The sequence below is a fragment of the Nocardia heshunensis genome (assembly GCF_054782115.1).
Genome location: NZ_BAAGTC010000009.1, coordinates 542,093 through 560,383, shown reverse-complemented (window position 1 = coordinate 560,383; position 18,291 = coordinate 542,093). Strand labels below are relative to the sequence as shown.

The window sequence follows — 18,291 nt, the reverse complement described above, 5'->3', positions numbered from 1 at the left end:
TCGGAGATGACGGTCGGCGTGTACGGCGAGGTGGATCCGGCATTCGGTGCGGTGCGCGAGGTCTTCGAGGCGAGCTTCGCCGACGGGCAGAACCTCGGCGCGAGCGTCGCCGTGTTCATGGACGGACGGCCCGTCGTGGAGTTGTGGGGCGGCATCGCTGATGCCAAGTCCGGCCGACGGTGGGAGCAAGACACCCTGTGCGTGACCTTCTCCTGCACCAAGGCCGTGACGGCCACCGCCGCCCTGCGGGTGGCGACCGATCTCGGGATCTCGGTGGAGAAGCCGGTGGTCGACTGGTGGCCGGAATACGGTCGCGCCGACAAGGATTCGACGACGCTGGCGGATTTCCTCACCCACAGTGCCGGACTCCCGATCCTGGAGCAGCCCGTCTCCCCCGCCGAGGCCGCAGAACCGGGGTTCGTCGCGGATCTGCTCGCTGCGCAATCACCGCTATGGGAGCCAGGCACCCGACACGGCTACCACGCCCTCACCTACGGCTGGCTGCTCGGCGAATTCATCCGCCGCCACACCGATTCCACGGTCGGCGACTATGTTCGCCGGCACCTGGGCCCCGATCTGCACGTCGGGATTCCTATCGCGCTGCTGGAAAAGACTGCGCGCCTGGCCTTTCCACCCGCCGACGAGCAGGCGTGGACCGGCGACCCCGATCCCGTCTCCCCCGAGGCGGCGCGGCGCATGATGCACGCCTTCCGCGATCCCGAGTCGTTTGCCATCCGCTCGACCGCCAATCCCCGTGCCTCGTACAACAATCCGGACGTTCTCACCGGCGGCTGGCCCGCCACCGGCCTCGTCACCACGGCCCGCGCGCTCGCGACCCATTACCGCGACCTGCTCGCCGGTGATCTACTCCCGCCGCCGGTGCTGAACGACGCGATCCGCGAACGGGTCCGCGGCACCGACGAGGTCCTGCTGTCGGCATCCGCCTACGGCCTCGGCTACGCGCTACCCGCCGAGAACCTCATCGTTCCCCCCGCCGCACGCCCGACCGTCTTCGGCCATGCCGGTGCGGGCGGCTCGATCGGTCTGGCCGACCCGACCCGCGGCCTGGCCTTCGCGTTCATTCCCAACCTGCGCCGCGACTGGCTCTCCGGCGACCGCCGCGCCTACCAACTCCTCGAAGCCGTCTACGCCGCACTGTAATTCGTCAGTTGAAGTCGCAGCCCGGGTTCGGGGCGTCCTCGGACAGCGGGCTGCCGGTGGGCAGGACGTAGAGAACGTCGAGGATTTGGGGCTCGGTGCCGAGGTTTCGTTCGATGTGGGTGTTGCCGACACCGGCCCGCTCCACGAACGTCGTGCCCGCGCCGCCGGTCATGTCGATCTGGCAGTCCGATCCGAAGTGTGAGATCTGCCCCTGGCGCACCAGCGCGTACAGCGTCCCGTCGTGGTAGTGCCATCCGGTGGAACCGCCTGGGGCGATGGTGATTTCACGCAGGATGTAGTCGTTTCCACCGATCGTGGTCTGCGACAGAATCACCGCCGTGATACCGCTGGAGGGCGTCGCGTGCGCGGTCGCGGCCATCGATCCCACCAACGCCACCGAGGCCAGGCCGGTCAGTACAGCTCGAAATCCGAGAGTCACGCGCCCACGGTAGCGCGCACCGACCCGCCCCGCAGCGCGATTCACTGCTCGTTGACGATCTGCCGGATGCCCAGGTCGCGGGCGGTGTCGGCGAACGCGCGGATGGCGGCGTTCTCGGCGGCGGACAGCCATACCAGTGCCCATTCCGTGAGGGGCGCGTCGACGATCGGGAGGTAGGTGATATTCGGTGGGGTGTACGTCCAGGCCACGTGGGCGTTCATCGGGGAGACGACGGCGCCGGACATGATCAGGGGAAGGATTTCGAAGAAGGACGCCGCTTCGGGGCCACGGGTGATCGGGATGCCGCTGGGCGTGGTCGCGGGCAGCATGCCTTCGGCCCAGTACTGCGGGACATTGCCCAGGCTCGGGAAGACGCAGTCGGCCAGGTCTTCCATGGTGAGCGAGTCACGGGCCGCGAGCTCGGAGGTGGCCGTGGTGGCCAGGACCCGACCTTCGGTCATCACCACCGGTCCCACGGTGAGGTCGGGTTCCCGGACGGGCAGCCAGATCAGGCCGAGGTCGGCCTCCTTGGCACGCAGTGCGGTGAACGGTTCGCTGTGCGGAAAGTCGACCAATTCGACTGTGCAGTCCGGGTATCGGAGATTGAAGGCGTCGATGACGGGGCGCAGGTACAGGCCCAGGATGCTCATGACGGCCACGCGCAGGGTGCCCTGGATGCTGCGGCCGGCGGCGCGGGCGCGGGTGAGTCCGCCCTCGATCAGGCTCTGCGCGTGTTTGAGGTCCTCGTAGAGCTGGCGGCCGACCGGCGTGAGACTGACCGAACGCGAGGTGCGTTCGAACAATGCGGCCTGCACCTGCCGTTCCTGCTTCTTGATCGCCTGGCTGACCCGGGCGGGGGTGATCCGCAGCTTCTCGGCGGTCCGGCCGAAATGCAGTTCCTCGGCCAAGGTCACGAAGATTTCGATATCCCGCAACTCCACAACGATCTCCCGCTCGATAGCTCCGCTCATCCACGCTCGATGAGCGGATCCACTGTACCTCATAACAGAGCACTCGCTCTGTTATGAGTGATCGTAAACCTCTGGGTTAACCGACCTTTCGATCTCTGTCGTTGTTCCTACCTGCGGAAACTCCGAAGCTTGGAACCGTCACCGACACCCGGTGACCGAGCACAGCGAAGGGAGTGAAGACATGAAGATCCTCGGTGCGGCAATCACCCTGACCGTCTCCGACCCCACGGCATCGAGCGAGTTCTTCTGCACGCATCTGGGCTTCCACGCCACGGCGACCAACGAGGAATTCACCTACCTCGAACGCGACGACCTGGACGTGGAAATCGTGCTGCGGCATCGCGATCCGATGCAACCGCCGACGCCGGTCGGCCCCGGACCGGTGGGCGTCGAACTGTCCTTCGAGGTCCCGGACCTCGCCGCCGAACAGGATCGGCTGCTCGATGAGGGCGCACCTGTGACCGATGCCCTGCGCCGGGTGGCCGCGGGCCTGCTGCGACTGCGGCTCACCGACCCGAACCAGGTCGACGTCCACCTGACCGAATGGACACCCCCTGCGGGCTGTCCACCTGATGCCGCATCAGCGGGCGTGTAAGGCGCGTGTCAGGTCCGTATCAGCCCGGTTCGCGACCGTGTTCTCCAACAAGGTCAACAGCCGCACCGGTATTTCTCGAAAGGAATCCTCCAATGTTCGCTCTACTCGGGCGCATTGCCGTCAATCACCCGTGGAAGGTGATCGCCCTCTGGGTGCTCGCCACCATCGCGGTGGTGGGGCTGGCGCCGAAGCTCACCGCGACCACCGACCAATCCGCGTTCCTGCCTTCACATTACGAATCCATCCAGGCGATGGACCTGCAGCAGAAGGCCTTTCCGGACGATGTGACTCCCGCTGCGCTGATCGTGGTGGAACGGGCCGACGGGGGCGCACTGACCGCCGCCGACTCGGACCGGGTCACCGCCGTCGCCGCCGACCTGAGCAGCCATAACGTCAAGGGCGTCACGGGAATTCAGGCAACACCCGCCGCCGCGAACGGCTCGATCCAGGTCATCGCCGTGCAGATGGCCAAGACCACGGATCCGAGCGACAAGACCCAGACCGACGCGGTCAAGGCGTTGCGCGACGAACTGAAGCAGCAGGTCTCCGGCTCGGATTTGAAGGCCGGTATCACGGGCACGGCGGCGCAGACGCTCGATCAGACCGAGTCCGGCAACAAGGGCATGGCCATCATCGGAATCGCTACCGTCGTACTGATTCTGGTCCTGATGCTGGTCATCTTCCGCAGCCCGGTGATTGCGCTGCTGCCGGTCATCACCATCGGCGCGATCTCCAGCACGGTCGGCGGGCTGATCGCCATCGTCGCCCACGCCTTCGACCTGAAGGTGGACAGCTCGGTCAACTCGCTGCTGACCGTCGTCTTGTTCGGCGTCGGAACCGATTACATCCTGTTCCTGATGTTCCGTTACCGCGAGCGGCTGCGTGCCGGTGAAGACCCGAAGACCGCCATGATCAGCGCGGTCACCCGGGTGGGCGAGGCCATCACCTCCGCCGCGGGTGCGGTGATCATCGCCTTCCTGGCCCTGACGCTGTCCTCGCTCGGCATGTTCCGCGCGCTCGGTCCGGCGCTGGCCATCGCCGTCGCGGTCGCCATGCTGGCGGGACTGACCCTGGTCCCGGCGATCGTCTCCAAGCTGGGCACCAAGGTGTTCTGGCCGTCGAAGTCCTGGCAGCAGGAGCCGAAGGGCGCGTTGTTCGCCGCACTCGGTCGCGGGCTGGGTCGCCGCCCCGGCGTCTTCGCCGCCGCCGCGGGAGCGATCCTGGTGGCACTGGGTGTGGCCGCCTTCGGCTTCCACCCGACCTTCGACATGAGCTCCGCCTCCACCTCCGACACCACCGAATCCACCGTCTACAGCAAGGAACTGCTCAAGGGCATGCCCGCGGGGGCCACCCAGCCGTCGCTGGTGTACCTGCACTCGGACGGCCTCCTCAGCGACGCACAGTTGGGCGACTATCGGAACGCGCTGGCGGCGACTCCCGGCGTCGGGCAGGTGGGCGCACCGCGGGTGTCGGCCGACAAGTCGATCGCCGAATTCCAGGTGACCCTCACCGCCGAACCGACCTCCGACGCCGCGCTGGCGACGGTCCGCGGACCCCTGCGGGACACCGCCCACACGGCGGCACCGGCGGGCAGCAGCGCCTACGTCGGCGGAATGTCCTCGGTGCTGGTCGATTTCAAGGCCGCGATGAACCACGACTACAAGATCGTGTTCCCGGTGGCCGCCATCCTCATCGCCCTGGTGCTGGCCCTGCTGCTGCGCAGCGTCGTCGCGCCCTGGTATCTGATGGGCGCGGTCGGCCTCGGCTTCGCCGCCACCCTGGGCGCGGCGGTGCTGGTCTTCCAACGGGTCCAAGGCAATTCGGGCCTGATCTTCTCGCTCCCGATCATCATGTACATGTTCGTCATCGCCCTGGGCACCGACTACAACATTCTCATGGTGGCCCGGCTGCGTGAGGAAGCCGAAGAGGGCAACGATCCCCGGACCGCCGCGGCCCTGAGCCTGCGCCACACCGGCCCCACCATCGCCGCGGCGGGCCTCATCCTGGCTGGCACCTTCGCCTCGATGATGCTGGCGGGCAACTCCATGCTGAGTCAGATGGGCTTCGCCATCTCCTTCGGCATCGCCCTCTCTGCCTTCGTCATGGCGATGTTCTTCACCCCGGCCATCACCGCACTACTCGGCCGCAGGGCCTGGTGGCCGAGCCGCGTCGGCCGGGTCGAGCCCGTCGATTCCGGTTTCTTCGACGAATCCGATTGGCAGTCAACGCAACACAGCTACACCCGCTGATTCGAACCCCCGGATGCCTGACCGCACAGCGGTCAGGCATCCATCTTTTTCAGGGCCTTCTGGACGGTGAGGAAGGTGCGGGTGGTGATGTCCTTGCCGATGGTCTTTTCGACGACGGCCATGAAGTTCGTCGTGCTGGGGTTGGTGTTGTCGATGACCGAGAGGATCGCGCCCGCGGCCGGATCGAAGCGGACCACACGGACCGTGCCGGTGTCGTCGGCGGGGAAGGTCGGCAGAGTTTTCGGGGTCTCGCGGACGAAGGTGACGGTCAGATAGGTCTCGCGGCAGTGCGTCAGGCCGGTGAACGGGTCGGAATCGACCAACTCCTGGAGCTGGTCACGAGTGCGGATGAGAGTGCCGCCGGGGATACCCAATTCGGTGTTCAGCGCCTGCTGGATCTTGGCTTCCAGGCCCGGGACGTTCTTGTCCTTCGCCTGGAAGACCACATTGCCGCTGGAGAGCAGCGTGCTCACCTTGTCGAAGCCCAGCCCTTCGAAGACGCCGCGCAGCTTCTCGTTGCGCATATTGGGATTGCTGGGCATGATCCCGCGCAGGAAGGCGGCGTAGTGGTTCACGACGCGGTGACGCCGTTCTTCTTGCGTTCGATGTCGGCGAGGGCCTCGAGGTGGGCGGCGCGCTTCTCGGCGGCGGAGTCCCAGGCGTCCTTGCGGTTCTTGACGACCCGGGCGGGGGCGCCGACGGCGATCGAATAGTCGGGGACGTCGCCCTTGACCACGGCGTGCGCGCCGAGGACGCAGCCGCGGCCGACCCGGGTGGAGCGCAGCACGGTGACCTTGGCGGCGATCCAGGTGTCGGGGCCGATGCGGACCGGGGACTTCACGATGCCCTGATCCTTGATGGGCAGGTTGATGTCGTCGGTGACATGGTCGAAGTCGCAGATGTAGCACCAGTCCGCGACCAGGGTCGACTCGCCGATCTCGATATCGAGATACGTATTGACGACATTGTCCTTACCGAACACCACCTTGTCGCCGATGCGCAGCGAACCCTCGTGGCAGCGAATGGCATTGCCGTCGCCGATGTGCACCCAGCGGCCGATCTCCAACCGACCCAATTCCGGGGTGGCGTGGATCTCGACATTGCGGCCCAGGAACACCATGCCGCGCAACACCACATGCGGGTTGGCCAGCTTGAACTTGGCCAGCCGGTAGTAGCGCACCAGATACCAGGGCGTGTACGCGCGATTGGCGAGCACCCATTTGAACGAGGCGGGAGTGAGGAAACGCGCCTGCTCCGGATCCCGGCGCCGCGAACCCCGCCAACGCGCGCTCAAGGGTGCGCCCCACATGCTCGTCACGAACTACTCCCTGTGTTCACCGGTCGTTTCAACGAGGGTATCCGCCCCCTTCTCAGGGCGTGAAAGTAGGCTGTGCTCCGGCTGTAGCGGCCCGGCGAGAATTCTCAGACTTCCGTACTGGCAGAAGGGACACCAGCAGGTGCGAAACGGCAGGCGGCAGACCGGACGTGACCGACGCACGCGCACCGGCGCCAAGGTGCTGGCACTGACGGGCGCCGGGCTATTCGCGTTGACCGCCTGCGCGTACGGCAGCACCAAGGTCGACGATATCGGCGTGGGGCCGGGCAAGGGTTGGCCGTTGGCGTTCCGCGACGCGCACAACAGCGGGTCCACTCCGGTGACGGGATCACGCAAGCTGGCGTTGAATTGGTCGCGGCCGGTGGGTGGTCCGGTCGCGCAGCCGGTCATGATCGGCGGGGACGGGCAGTTGTATGTCACCACGCGGACCTCCGCGTGCGAGATCCTCTCGTTCCAGATGCCGACCGGACGTAAGCGCTTCTGCAATCCGATGGGGCCCAGCGCCGTGGACGGCGGGTCCGCGGTGGACGGCACCGGCAATGTGTACGTCGGCGACGACGGCGCGGTGAACTCCTTCAACAATCTCGGGCAGCCGCGCTGGCGCACGCCGGCCGCGGGGACGCCGGTCTCGGTGCAGTTCACCGGGGACGGAAATGTCTTGTCGGTGACCCAGTCCGGGCAGATCGATGTGATGAGCCGCCAGACCGGCGACCGCAAGGTCCCCACCGTCCAGTTGCTGGGCGACCCGGACTTCCTGACCACCCCCGCGCTCAACCGCCCGCCGGACGGGCAGGGCCTCGAGGATTGCGCGACCGGCGGCCCGCAGTGCCCGGTCGCGAATGTGTCTGCCGTGGACCAGAAGTCGGGCCGCTTCTACGCCACCGTGTGGAAGCCGGGCGAGGGTGACGCGGAACTGGTCGCACTCACCTACAACGGCAAGAACGTGCAGACCGACTGGAGCGCCAAGATGCTCACCGAGGGCAGCGCCACCAGCCCGGCGCTGTCGGCCGACGGGTCGACGGTGTACGTGGGCGACAACACCAATCGCCTACTGGCCGTGGACGCCTCGACCGGTAAGACCAAATGGACCCAGGACCTCGGCTTCCCGGCCCGCGGCGGCATCTCCGTTTCGGACGGGCTGCTGGTGCCCGCCGGGGACGAGGGGCATCTGATGGCCCTGCGCGACAAGGGCGACCGCGCCGAGATCGCCTGGGAGCGCAAGGATCTGGAACTACGCGGGCGGCCGGTGCAGACGGCGGGCGGGACCGGATACACGGTCGCGCCGATCGGCGACAAGCTGACCCTGGTCACCTTCGACACCAAGTCGGGAGCGACGGTCCAGTCCAACGAGCTCCCGGGCGCGGAAGGCAGCACCGTGGGCACCTCGGTCGGCGAGCAGGGCGAGGTCGTGGTGGCGACCCGCATCGGTGAGCTGTTCACCTTCAAGCCGGAAAAGTAACTAGCGCAACGTCATTGCGAAGCGGTCGACATTGGCCGATACACGCTGCAGGAGATCCAGCAGCGTGCGGTAGTCGTCGTCGGTGAGACCTTCGGTGACGGCCCGGCGTTGAATCTGGATGCGCTCGAACAGGTTCGCGTGCGCGGCCACCCCGTCGGCGGTCAGCGAATGCGTGTCCGCGTCGTCGATCAGCACCCAGCCACGATCGGCCAATGCGGCGACATACGGTGTGGCCGTGGGGTCCTGGGCGTCCAGGAACGGGGACAGCGCCACGTCGAGTTCGGTGGCGTCGAGTGGGCCGCCCGACAGGGTGTGCATGATCTGCCAGTGGCGGCGACGTAGGCCGTCGGCGGCGAGCAGGGCGACGAAGTTGTCCTCGAGGGTCTTGTCGATGTGCTTGAACCAGTAGCCGATCGGCTTGGGGGTATTGGGCTTGGATGTCTCGTCCATGACTGCCTCCAAGAGGTTGTTCGATTACATATATGTGTAATATAGCAAGCAATTGTAGAATGACAAGCATGAAGGACAACGACCCCGCGATCGTCGCCATCGAGCGCGCCATGGTGGCCATCCGGCGCAACCAAACCCGCCGCGCCCTGGGCAAATTCGCGGCCCGCGCGGGCGGAGCGGCCGTCGACCCGACCGTCTTCGGCGTGCTCGACGCGGTCGAGGCCCGCGACGGCGAGGCAACGGTCACCGACATCGCAGGCGCGCTGGGAGTGGATCAGCCACGCGCCAGCCGATTGGTCGCGCGCGCCGTCGCCGAGGGCTTCCTCGAACGCCGCGCCGACCAACTCGACGCCCGCCGCATCCATCTGCACCTGACGGCTTCGGCGCGCACCGCGCTCGAACGCGCGCACAGCAATCGCCAGGCGGTCTTCAGCGCGGCGACGGCGGACTGGAATGCCCACGACCGCAGCGAATTCGCCCGGCTGCTCACCAGATTCGTCGCCGATTTCGGAGCGGTCAGCGCTCGCGATCCCGAGTAGCAGCCGAGCCCACCGGCCCGGTATCGGCCGAGTCGAAGGCAGCCCCGCGACTCAGTCCGGCCGCACCGAGTCCAGGATGGTGGCCGCCCGCTCGAGCATGTCCATCAGCGACGCCCGCTCGGCCTCGGTGAACTCTGCGGCCAGGGCCCGCTCGACAGGCACGGCCCGCTTGTCTGCGGCGTGCATGACCTTGCGGCCCTCCTCGGTGAGGCTGGTCTCGAGTACATTGCGGTGCCAGGCATGCGGGGTGCGCTCGATGAGGCCGCGGTCGCGCAGATTGCCCAGCACGGTGTTCATGGTGGGTGGGGTGACGCCGCAGCGGCGGGCCAGTTCGGCGGCGGAGATGCCCGGGTTCTCACTGAGCACGTAGAGGGCCGCGTACTGCGGGATGGTCACGCCCGCGGGCTTGAGGGCGGCGTTCTTCGCGCCCATGAGCGCCTGTTCGGCGCGCTTGATGAAGCTTCCGAGGCGTTCTTCGACCGGCATCGACGTCACCGGAGCATGATAACCCATCGATCTATTCGAGTCTTGACGAATGTTAGAGCTCTAATCTATCTTCGCTCTCGCACCTTGATTTCGGCTCGACTGGTTCGAAAGGCTCTCCCATGTCCCACCCGATTCGCCGCTGGGCCGCACCGGCGGCGGCGGTACTGCTGCTCGCACTCACCGCGTGCGGCAACGACGACGCGAATACCCCCGCGCCCGACCACATCACGACCGCGTACGAACTGCCCGACGGCGCGTATCCCGAGAGCATCACGGCCGATCCGCACACCGGCGACGTGTACGCCAGCTCGTTCCTGACCGGGGCCGTCTACAAGGCCACGCCGGGCAATCCGAAGGCCGAGACCTTCCTGCCTGCGGGCACCGACGGCCGCAAGACCGCCAACGGCGTGAAGGTGGATGCCGCCGGGCGGCTGTGGGTGATCGACCACACGGCGGGAATCGCGCTGTACGACACCAAGACTCGCGCCCTGGTCGCCCGCTTCGACGTGCCCGCGCCGGACAAGGCGTTCCTCAACGATCTCGTCATCACTCCCGACGGCAGCGTGTACGTCACCGACAGCGGGCGGCCGGTCGTCTACCGCATCGCTCCGGCGCAGATCGCAGACGCGCTCGCGCACGGCGGGCACGGCGGTGAACTGCGCGTGCACGCCGATCTCGGGGCCGCGAAAGACCCTGCCGCGCAACAGACCATGGTGCTCAACGGTCTCGCGGCCGATGACGCGGGCCGGTATCTGATCGTGGTCGACATGACCAACGGCGATCTGTACCGGGTCGCGACCGACACCACGGCGACCGTCCGCAAGATCGCCTTGACCGGTGGGAACGCCGTCGACGGCGACGGTCTGGAAATGCACGGCGATACCCTCTGGGTGGTGCACAACAAGGGGAACGCGGTCAGCCGCTGGCAGCTCGACGCGGACGGCACGAAAGCCGAACTGCGGCACCGCATCACCGATCCTGCCCTCGACATTCCCACCTCGATCGTGCACACCGGCGGCCACGCCCTGGTGACGGTCTCCCAGTTCGACAAGAACGGCCCCTACGGCGCGGGCGCTCCCGCCCCGTTCCGCATCGTCGACATCACCCAACTCTGAAGGAGCACACCATGACCCACCCGATCATCCCCGACAAGTACGAAGACCTGCTGACCCGCCCGCTCTTCGCCCACCTGGCAACCCTCAACCCCGACGGCACCCCGCAGGTGACACCGATCTGGCAGATCTGGGACGGCGAGGTCCTGCGCTTCACCACAACCACGACACGGGCCAAGCACCGCAACACTTCTCGCGACCCGCATGTGGCCGTCAGCATCAACGACCCGGAAGCGCCCTACCGCTACCTCGAGGTGCGCGGCATCATCGAGCGCATCGACACCGACCCGGAAGGCGAGTTCTTCGACGTCCTGGCCCAGCGCTACGGCCTCCCCTACGAGAAGCCGGTCGGCGACCACCCCGACCGCGTCATCCTCGTCATGCGCCCGACCCGCGTCACCTTCCAGGGCTGACCCGGCCGAATTACGGGGTAGCGCAGAGGAAAACCGTTGCCGTCCGGCCGATTCGCGTGACCACCAGCGAATACGGCTGGCTGCCACGGGGTTTGATGCGGTTGCGCAGTGCGTCCGGATCGATATCGACGCCCCTGGTCAGGATTTCGAGCGGCCCGCAATCGCGCCGATGCAGTTCCGCCCGCAACGGCTTCTCCCGGAACTCCATACGATCGAGAATCCGGAACCCGCGCACCCCCTCCGGCACCTTATCGCCGGTGAGATACGCGATCCGCGGATCCAGCTGCCACAAGCCATGTTTCGCTGCGTAATGCCGCACCAGTCCGGCCCGCACCACCGCCCCGTCCGGGTCGATGATCCACTCCCCCGGCTCACGCTCGGGAATGTCATCCGGATCGGCATCAGTGAGGGTCCACGGCTCGCCGGTGGACGACAGCACCGTCGCACGACGCGTGACGCCCGGCTCCGTAAGCCCCGGTGACCACAGGCACGCTTCCCGCACCGCCCCATCCAACGACACAACCTCAACCTCCCCCGCCCAGGCGAGTTTGTCGAAATCCAGTCCGGGAGCGCACTTCACGGCGAGATCGCGCCCCGCATAGGCGGTGAGCAAATCCGGCAGCGGCGGCTGCAACTTCGCCGGATCGTGCGTGCGCCGCCCATCCGCGCGCCGCGCGGGGTCGGCGATCACCACCTCGGCAGTGCTGCAGGGAACCAAGGCATCCGCCTTGACCAGCAATACATTTCGCGGTGCTGCCTCGGTGGTCCCGCTGGTCATCCCGGCGGGCTCCCCGCTCGTCATCCCGGCGTGCTCCCCGCTCGTCATCCCGGCGTGTTTTTGGCCGGGATCCACACCGCCGCGTTGGATTCCGGCCAAAAGCACGCCGGAATGACGGGGGGAAGGGCGGAGGGAAGGATCAAGGTTGTGGGCGGCCATGGCCAGGCGGGTCGCGTCGAGGTCGCTGCCGATGACAGCCGGGCACACCTCGGCAAGCGCGGCGAGTTCCGCGCCGATGGAGCAGGTGACGTCATGAACCGTGCGGCCCGCGAGGCGTTGTGCGCGATGACGGGCCACCGCACTCGGCGTGGCCTGTTGGAGAGCGTCGTCGGTGAACAGCCAGTCCTGCGCATCGTCCAGCTTGACTGCCGCGCGGCGGCGTAGGCGGACGGTTTCGACCAAGGCGGGGGCAAAGTCCGCGTGGGACTTGCGGAGTCGCTCCAGGTCTTTGAGGAGGGAGGCGGGGGTTAGCGCGAAATCGCCTACCTCGGCCAGGGCCGCCACGCCGGGGGCACTGGTGAGGTAGGCGATGTCGTCGCGAGAGAAGGTGTAGGCCACCTACTTGGCGGAGATGCCGGGCTTCACGCCGGTGATCATGGCGTTGTAGAAGAACTGGCGGGGCACCACGTGGCGGAGGACCTTTTCGTCGAGGGCCGAGAAGGCCAGCCACGCGCGGTACTGGGCCATGCGGTAGCCGATGGTCAGCTTCTCGTCGGGCACGGCGGCCTCGAAGGTGCGGACCGGCCAGCCCCACAGCGCGGCGGCGAATTCCTCGGTCTTGGCCTGGACCTCGATCGCGCCGGCGCTGGAGGCCATGCGCTCCAGATCGGACGGATCGAAGGTGTGCAGGTCGACGACGGCCTCGAGGGCGGCGGCGCGAGAGGACTCGTCGAGCTCCTCCTGCGGGCGACGCCAGCTGCTCAGGAACGGCAGCTTGGTGATGTTGGTGGTGACCTTCCACGTGAGCTGGCCGAGCCGGCGCGCGTAGATGTTGCCGATGGTGGTCGGCTCACCGGCGAACACGAAGCGGCCGCCCGGCTTGAGCACGCGCAGGCACTCCTTGAGCGCGAGCTCCACATCGGGGATGTGGTGCAGCACGGCGTGGCCGACGACCAGATCGAAGGTGTCGTCCTCGTACGGGATGGTCTCGGCGTCGGCGACGCGGCCGTCCACGTCGAGGCCGAGGTTCTGGCCGTTGCGGGTGGCGACCTTGACCATGCCCGGGGACAGGTCGGTGACCGAGCCGCGCTTGGCGACTCCAGCTTGCATCAGGTTGAGCAGGAAGAAGCCGGTGCCGCAGCCGAGTTCGAGGGCGCGGTCGTAGGGCACTTCGGAGCTGGGGGCGACGGCGTCGAAACGACCGCGCGCGTACTCGATGCAGCGCTCGTCGTAGGAGATCGACCACTTGTCGTCGTAGGTCTCAGCTTCCCAGTCGTGGTAAAGGACCTGGGCCAGCTTGTTGTCGCTATACGCGGCCTGGACCTCTGCCTCGGTGGCGTGCGGGTTCGGCGCGGGGTCTTCAGGACCAACTGTCATGCAGGGCAGCCTAATGAATACCCCGGTGAGGGGTGTTATCGGGCTACTTAACGGCCCGTGAACGGGACCGCGTCCGGACCATTGTCCAAATAGGAACGCGTTCCAACCTGCTGATCTTCGGTGCCGAACAGATCCACCCATTCGCGACGCGCTCGATCATGGCCGTGCGTACCGGCTTCGAAGACCCGCTTGGCGGCGGCCAGGGCCAGGCTCGGACCACCGGTGAACTGTTTCGCCCAGCGCAGCGCGGCGGTGAAGACATCGTCGGGCGCGACCACCTCGTCGACCAGGCCGAGCGCGGCAGCTTCCTTGTGATCGACGAAGCGACCGCTGTAGACCAGATCCTTGGCTGCGGACGGACCGATCAACAGGCTCAGGCGGCGGATACCGGCAAGCGGAATCAGACCCGCCTTGATCTGCGGCAGGCCGAGTTTCACGTTGTCGCCGATGATGCGGCGATCGGCGGCCAGGGCCAGTTCCAGCCCCGCGCCCAGCGCATAGCCGCTGATGGCGGCCACGGTCGGCTGGGGTAGCCGAGCCAGGGAGTTCAGCGCCGACTGGAAGTCCTCGACCATCGCCGACGCCTGCTCACCGGTGAGCTTCGCCAGCTCGGCCATTTCGTCACCGGCGCTGAACACGCGCTCGTCGCCGTAGACCACGACCGCCGAGATCGAGTCGTCCTTGCCGATCTCCTCGACCGCGCCCGCCACCTCCAGCGCGACCTGGAGATCGATCAGATTCATCGGCGGGCGTGCGATGCGCAGTACGGCAATACGCTCTGCCACACCCCGGTCCACGGTCACGAATTCGGCCACGGTCGATCACCCTACTCGGGACGCTGCGAGCCCCGGATGCGCGAGTTGTCCGGCAGCTCGGCGAAGTAGCGATCGGCGTTCGGGAACGCCAGCGCCGGGCCGTTTCCGGACGGGTCGTAGATCGGCATGATCGGGCTGATGGTGCGCTCGGCCGCGAGAATCTCGGCGGTGGAAGCGAATTCGTTCAGGGCCGCGAGCTGGGTCCAGGTCGGCGGCAGCAGCACGTCCAGGCCCTGATGCCAGCGGTCGATGGCCTCGGTGGGCGTGCACCAGGTGACGACCTCGGCCTCGGAGGTGTCGCCGTCGGCGAGCTGGCCTGCCGGCAGCACCGCGACGAAGAAGCGGGTGTCGTAGCGGCGCGGCTCGATCTCCGGGGTGATCCAGTGATCCCAGGGGCGCAGCAGATCCGCGCGCAGCACCAGATTCTCGCGGGTGAGGAATTCGGCGAAGGACAGCTCGCGGCGTTCCAGCTGCGCCCGGGCTTCGGCGTAGACCGAGGTGTCGCTGACGATGCTGTCGGCGGTCGGTCCCGCCAGCAGCACGCCGCATTCCTCGAAGGTCTCGCGGACCGCCGCGCACACCAGCGCTTGCGCGCGGCCCGCGTCGATGCCGCCGAATCGTTCGCCCCACCAAGCCGGTTCGGGTCCGGCCCAGTCCAGCGCGATCGAGGCGTCGGAAGGGTCGACGCCGCCGCCGGGGAAGACCGTCATGCCCGCCGCGAAGGCCATGCTGCCCACGCGCCGCTGCAGGAAGACCTCGGGCCCGTGCGCTCCGTCGCGCACCAGCACGACCGTGGAAGCGTCCTTGATGGGCGCGGCGGTCGGCTGGGAATCGGGCCGGGCAATTGCTTCGCTCACATTTCGCACCATAACGGTTGCCTGCCATAACCGTCATCCCGGCATGTTTTTGGCCGGGATCCACACGCTGGGCGTTGGATTCCGGCCAAGAGCACGCCGGAATGACGAGGCGGGTCGGTGTCAGTCCGTCAAATGGACTGATCCGGTGCGCGTTTCGATCATCGGCTGGCCGGTTCCGTCGTGCCGGGTCCAGGTGCCCTCGACCTTGCCGGTGCGGTAGTCCTGGACCTGGCTGACCACCGCGCCGGTGTCATCGGTCCAGGTGACCAGGAAGATTCCCGATTCGATGGGCTCGACCGCGACCGGGGTGCTGGTCTGGCGGCCGGTGTCGGCGGCGGTGTAGGTGACGGTGCGGCCGTCGCCGGAGAAGGTGATCGTCCCGCCCGAGCCCGAGTCATAGCTGAGCTGCACCGTTTTGCCGTTCAGATCCGACGGGACCGCGGCCTTGCCGAGGGTCTCCGCAGCGTGCGATCGCGAAACCTGCTGGGCGGCCGGCGGATCGGCGACACACCCGGTGGCGGCGAGGGCGATGGCCAATAACGCCAACGCACCGATGCTCCGGCCCAACGCCCGCTCCCTCCGTACACGGCAGTTGCGGACAGTTTGCCCACACCTGGTGCCGGATGCAATCGCAGCGCGCCGGAGACTCTGCTGAACGGTTGCCGAACAATCAGCGGTCGCGGTATCCGCTCAACGATTCCGGTGGCGGCCGAAGCGCTGCGCCCTCCGCGCGAAGTAGCGGCCGTCGATCTGGTCGAGCTGAATCGCTTGGCGGAACGCGTCACTCAGGTTCTCGGAGGTGAGCACATCGGTGAGCAGGCCCTGCGCGACCACGCTGCCCTCGTTGAGCAGCATGCCGTGGGTGAAGCCGGGCGGGATCTCCTCCACGTGGTGGGTGACCAGCACGGTGGCGGGGGCGTCGGGGTCGGCGGCCAGGTCGCCGAGGCGTTCCACCAGTTCCTCGCGGCCGCCCAGGTCGAGTCCGGCGGCGGGTTCGTCCAGCAGCAACAATTCCGGATCGGTCATGAGCGCGCGGGCGATGAGCACGCGTTTGCGCTCGCCCTCCGACAGGGTCCCGTAGGTGCGATCGGAAAGGTGTTCCGCACCCAGGCTTTCCAGAATGTCGACCGCGCGATCGGTGTCCATGTCGTCGTAGCGTTCCCGCCAGCGCCCCATCACCGCGTAACCGGCGGAGACCACCAGGTCGGCGACCTTCTCGTCGAGCGGGACCCGGCTGGCGATGGCGGCCGAGGAGATGCCGATGCGCGGGCGTAGTTCATTGATGTCGACCCGGCCCAGCGTCTCCCCCAGCAGGTTGGCGACGCCGGAGGTGGGGTGCATCTCGGCGGCGGCCATGCGCAGCAGGGAGGTCTTCCCGGCGCCGTTGGGGCCGAGCACCACCCAGCGTTCGTCCAATTCCACCTGCCAGGTGACCGGACCGACCAGGGTATGTCCGGAGCGTCGGACGGTGACGTCGCTGAAATCGATGAGCAGATCGGGATCCGGTTGCGGCACGGGGTCCATCTTGGCCCACCGCCTCCGGCGATCGTCAACGTGGTGGGTGAACTTGGTGCGTGTCCTCCCCGGAAATGCGGCGGCGATAAGCGATTTCGTGTGTGCGCGTATCGAATTCCGATAGTTCGCGCTCCGAAGCAGGCACTCCGCGGTCTCGCGCGTCCGCGCGCGTGGACCGGAACATGCGGCCCAGGATCAGTGCCGCCGGGATCGAGAGCCCCGCCCACACGATGAGAACAACCAGCAGTGTTGTCATTTCGGTGGTTTCCTCTCTAGGAAACTCGTGCATCGATCCTGGCCCACTCGCCCGGGTAAGTCCACCGCGATCACGGTCGTCGACCCCGGAGCCACCTCGGTGAAACCGGCATCCCGCACCGCCACCGCGCCACCCTGGGCCACCAGCCGCTGCAATTCCGCCCATTGGACCGGGTCGGCGTCCGCGACCGTGCACCGGAACCCCTGTGCGGCCCAGGCATACGCCCGCGCCACCGGAAGAGCGCCCGCCAGCAACATGCTCGCGTGCCCTACCTGTGCCGCGGCCTTCCCTACAGTCATACCCAATTCCGCGTTCACCCACAGCACGGGAGATTCCGGATCGATTGCGATCGGATCGTCCGACGGTAGTTCGGTGCCGCTGATCTGCAGGCGTTGAATGCGCGGATCGACCTCGCCGACCGGGCCGGGCACGAAGGCCCGGGCTTGCGCGCCCGCGAATTCGACTGTGACACCGGCGACTTCCTGCACCGCCCGCCACTGCGCGCCGCGGGCGCGGCGGGCCACCTTGCGGATGCGGGAGCGCTTCCAGGTCAGGTAGCGCTCCTCCCACTCGCCGTCGGGGCCGACCCGTTCGTCCAGGCACAGCGCCACCACCGACGATGCGGCGGCCGAGAGCAGCGCGCTGCGATTGGGCGGTTCGTTCTTGGGAATGTGCAGGACCATCGGCATCGCCTGGACCAGGGCCGGATCCGCGGGGTCTCCCCCGCCGCCGTAACCCCGGGCCAGCTCCGCGTGCCGCGCCGCGAATCCGGCATCGAGGGTGGATTCGATGCTGGACAACACAACTCCTCGAACTACCTAGTGAACCGTGAGGTTCAGGGTGAAACGCTTGGCGGGCTCGATGCCTTGTTCCCAGGCCCGCTTGTATTCCAGAACGAGCTGGGTGGCTCCGGGGCTCACCGCCACGAAGTTCAGCACGGATTTGCCGCCCACACCGACCTTGCCGTCCGGGTTGGGGTCCTGCTCGTACTCGGCGGAGCCGTTCTGCTTCACGATGTTCTGATCCAGACTGCCCAGCACCCAGGCGTATCCGGTGGTCGGGTTGGCCTCCAGGGAGACGATGAGCCCTTGCCCGCCGGTGAGCGTCAGATCCTTGCCGTCGGAATCCGCACCGGCCGTCAAGGCCGGGTGCTCGCCCGAGGTCGCCTGCACCGCGGTGGTGACCGCGACACTGGTGGCCGACACCGGTTTCGCCTCGTTCGGATTGGAGTGGCCGCAGGCGGTCAGCGCCAGCCCGGACAGTGCCACCATCACCAACGGCAAACGCACGCGCACGGATACTCCTTCGGATCGTGGCCGGATAC

General features: G+C 67.4%; 21 protein-coding genes. 7 read left to right on the top strand and 14 right to left on the bottom strand.

The window, feature by feature from the left end:
- Positions 1-6 precede the first annotated feature (6 nt).
- On the top strand, positions 7-1,161 hold the full coding sequence (locus ACYVN4_RS30645) for a serine hydrolase domain-containing protein (RefSeq protein WP_460725472.1): 1,155 nt from the start codon (positions 7-9) through the stop codon (positions 1,159-1,161).
- Between the two features lie 4 nt (positions 1,162-1,165).
- Here the strand turns inward: ACYVN4_RS30645 and ACYVN4_RS30640 are convergent, their stop codons facing one another.
- The gene (locus ACYVN4_RS30640) at positions 1,166-1,600 is read right to left on the bottom strand and encodes a cupin domain-containing protein (RefSeq protein ID WP_460725471.1); all 435 of its coding nucleotides are present in this window, start codon (positions 1,598-1,600) and stop codon (positions 1,166-1,168) included.
- A gap of 41 nt (positions 1,601-1,641) precedes the next feature.
- On the bottom strand, positions 1,642-2,571 hold the full coding sequence (locus tag ACYVN4_RS30635) for a LysR family transcriptional regulator (RefSeq protein ID WP_460725470.1): 930 nt from the start codon (positions 2,569-2,571) through the stop codon (positions 1,642-1,644).
- 181 nt (positions 2,572-2,752) lie between these two features.
- Between ACYVN4_RS30635 and ACYVN4_RS30630 the strand changes: the two genes are divergently transcribed.
- Both ACYVN4_RS30630 and ACYVN4_RS30625 read left to right on the top strand, forming a co-directional pair.
- Positions 2,753-3,166 (top strand): VOC family protein, encoded by a 414-nt coding sequence (locus tag ACYVN4_RS30630; protein WP_460725469.1) that lies wholly within the window; start codon positions 2,753-2,755, stop codon positions 3,164-3,166.
- A gap of 92 nt (positions 3,167-3,258) precedes the next feature.
- Entirely contained in the window at positions 3,259-5,415 is a 2,157-nt protein-coding gene (locus ACYVN4_RS30625) for an MMPL family transporter (protein ID WP_460725468.1), read from the top strand.
- Between the two features lie 32 nt (positions 5,416-5,447).
- Here ACYVN4_RS30625 and ACYVN4_RS30620 read toward each other — a convergent pair whose 3' ends face one another.
- Positions 5,448-5,990 (bottom strand): DUF1697 domain-containing protein, encoded by a 543-nt coding sequence (locus ACYVN4_RS30620; protein ID WP_460725467.1) that lies wholly within the window; start codon positions 5,988-5,990, stop codon positions 5,448-5,450.
- A complete protein-coding gene (locus ACYVN4_RS30615; RefSeq protein WP_460726759.1) occupies positions 5,987-6,724 on the bottom strand; it encodes an acyltransferase in 738 nt (245 codons plus the stop codon). Before ACYVN4_RS30615 ends, ACYVN4_RS30620 begins: the two co-directional genes overlap by 4 nt.
- A gap of 148 nt (positions 6,725-6,872) precedes the next feature.
- On the opposite strand from ACYVN4_RS30615, the gene ACYVN4_RS30610 reads away from it, so the two are divergent.
- Entirely contained in the window at positions 6,873-8,210 is a 1,338-nt protein-coding gene (locus ACYVN4_RS30610; RefSeq protein WP_460725466.1) for an outer membrane protein assembly factor BamB family protein, read from the top strand.
- Here ACYVN4_RS30610 and ACYVN4_RS30605 read toward each other — a convergent pair whose 3' ends face one another.
- Entirely contained in the window at positions 8,211-8,660 is a 450-nt protein-coding gene (locus tag ACYVN4_RS30605) for a MarR family winged helix-turn-helix transcriptional regulator (RefSeq protein ID WP_460725465.1), read from the bottom strand.
- A 68-nt stretch (positions 8,661-8,728) separates the two neighbouring features.
- Between ACYVN4_RS30605 and ACYVN4_RS30600 the strand changes: the two genes are divergently transcribed.
- Positions 8,729-9,199 (top strand): MarR family winged helix-turn-helix transcriptional regulator, encoded by a 471-nt coding sequence (locus ACYVN4_RS30600; RefSeq protein ID WP_460725464.1) that lies wholly within the window; start codon positions 8,729-8,731, stop codon positions 9,197-9,199.
- Positions 9,200-9,250: 51 nt separating this feature from the next.
- On the opposite strand, the gene ACYVN4_RS30595 is transcribed toward ACYVN4_RS30600, so the two are convergent.
- Positions 9,251-9,685: a MarR family winged helix-turn-helix transcriptional regulator gene (locus tag ACYVN4_RS30595; protein ID WP_460726757.1), complete on the bottom strand. Its 435-nt coding sequence runs from the start codon at positions 9,683-9,685 to the stop codon at positions 9,251-9,253.
- A 119-nt stretch (positions 9,686-9,804) separates the two neighbouring features.
- Between ACYVN4_RS30595 and ACYVN4_RS30590 the strand changes: the two genes are divergently transcribed.
- The gene (locus ACYVN4_RS30590; protein WP_460725463.1) at positions 9,805-10,800 is read left to right on the top strand and encodes an SMP-30/gluconolactonase/LRE family protein; all 996 of its coding nucleotides are present in this window, start codon (positions 9,805-9,807) and stop codon (positions 10,798-10,800) included.
- Between the two features lie 11 nt (positions 10,801-10,811).
- Positions 10,812-11,210 carry a PPOX class F420-dependent oxidoreductase gene (locus tag ACYVN4_RS30585; RefSeq protein WP_460725462.1) on the top strand — a complete coding sequence of 133 codons (399 nt, stop codon included), beginning with the start codon at positions 10,812-10,814 and terminating at the stop codon, positions 11,208-11,210.
- 10 nt (positions 11,211-11,220) lie between these two features.
- On the opposite strand, the gene ACYVN4_RS30580 is transcribed toward ACYVN4_RS30585, so the two are convergent.
- The 8 genes from ACYVN4_RS30580 to ACYVN4_RS30545 all read right to left on the bottom strand — a co-directional run bounded on the left by ACYVN4_RS30580 (position 11,221) and on the right by ACYVN4_RS30545 (position 18,262).
- Positions 11,221-12,492, bottom strand: coding sequence for a THUMP-like domain-containing protein (locus ACYVN4_RS30580; protein ID WP_460726755.1), 1,272 nt, complete (start codon positions 12,490-12,492; stop codon positions 11,221-11,223).
- A gap of 54 nt (positions 12,493-12,546) precedes the next feature.
- Positions 12,547-13,524 (bottom strand): class I SAM-dependent methyltransferase, encoded by a 978-nt coding sequence (locus tag ACYVN4_RS30575; protein WP_460725461.1) that lies wholly within the window; start codon positions 13,522-13,524, stop codon positions 12,547-12,549.
- A gap of 47 nt (positions 13,525-13,571) precedes the next feature.
- On the bottom strand, positions 13,572-14,339 hold the full coding sequence (locus ACYVN4_RS30570; RefSeq protein WP_379356807.1) for an enoyl-CoA hydratase-related protein: 768 nt from the start codon (positions 14,337-14,339) through the stop codon (positions 13,572-13,574).
- 11 nt (positions 14,340-14,350) lie between these two features.
- Positions 14,351-15,196 (bottom strand): NUDIX hydrolase, encoded by an 846-nt coding sequence (locus tag ACYVN4_RS30565; protein ID WP_460725460.1) that lies wholly within the window; start codon positions 15,194-15,196, stop codon positions 14,351-14,353.
- A 120-nt stretch (positions 15,197-15,316) separates the two neighbouring features.
- Complete coding sequence (locus ACYVN4_RS30560) at positions 15,317-15,763, bottom strand: MoaF-related domain-containing protein (RefSeq protein ID WP_460725459.1); 447 nt, start codon at positions 15,761-15,763, stop codon at positions 15,317-15,319.
- Positions 15,764-15,886: 123 nt separating this feature from the next.
- Complete coding sequence (locus ACYVN4_RS30555; protein ID WP_379356813.1) at positions 15,887-16,720, bottom strand: ABC transporter ATP-binding protein; 834 nt, start codon at positions 16,718-16,720, stop codon at positions 15,887-15,889.
- A gap of 243 nt (positions 16,721-16,963) precedes the next feature.
- A complete protein-coding gene (locus ACYVN4_RS30550) occupies positions 16,964-17,767 on the bottom strand; it encodes an aminoacyl-tRNA hydrolase (protein WP_460725458.1) in 804 nt (267 codons plus the stop codon).
- An 18-nt stretch (positions 17,768-17,785) separates the two neighbouring features.
- On the bottom strand, positions 17,786-18,262 hold the full coding sequence (locus ACYVN4_RS30545; RefSeq protein ID WP_460725457.1) for a protease inhibitor I42 family protein: 477 nt from the start codon (positions 18,260-18,262) through the stop codon (positions 17,786-17,788).
- Between the last annotated feature and the right edge of the window lie 29 nt (positions 18,263-18,291).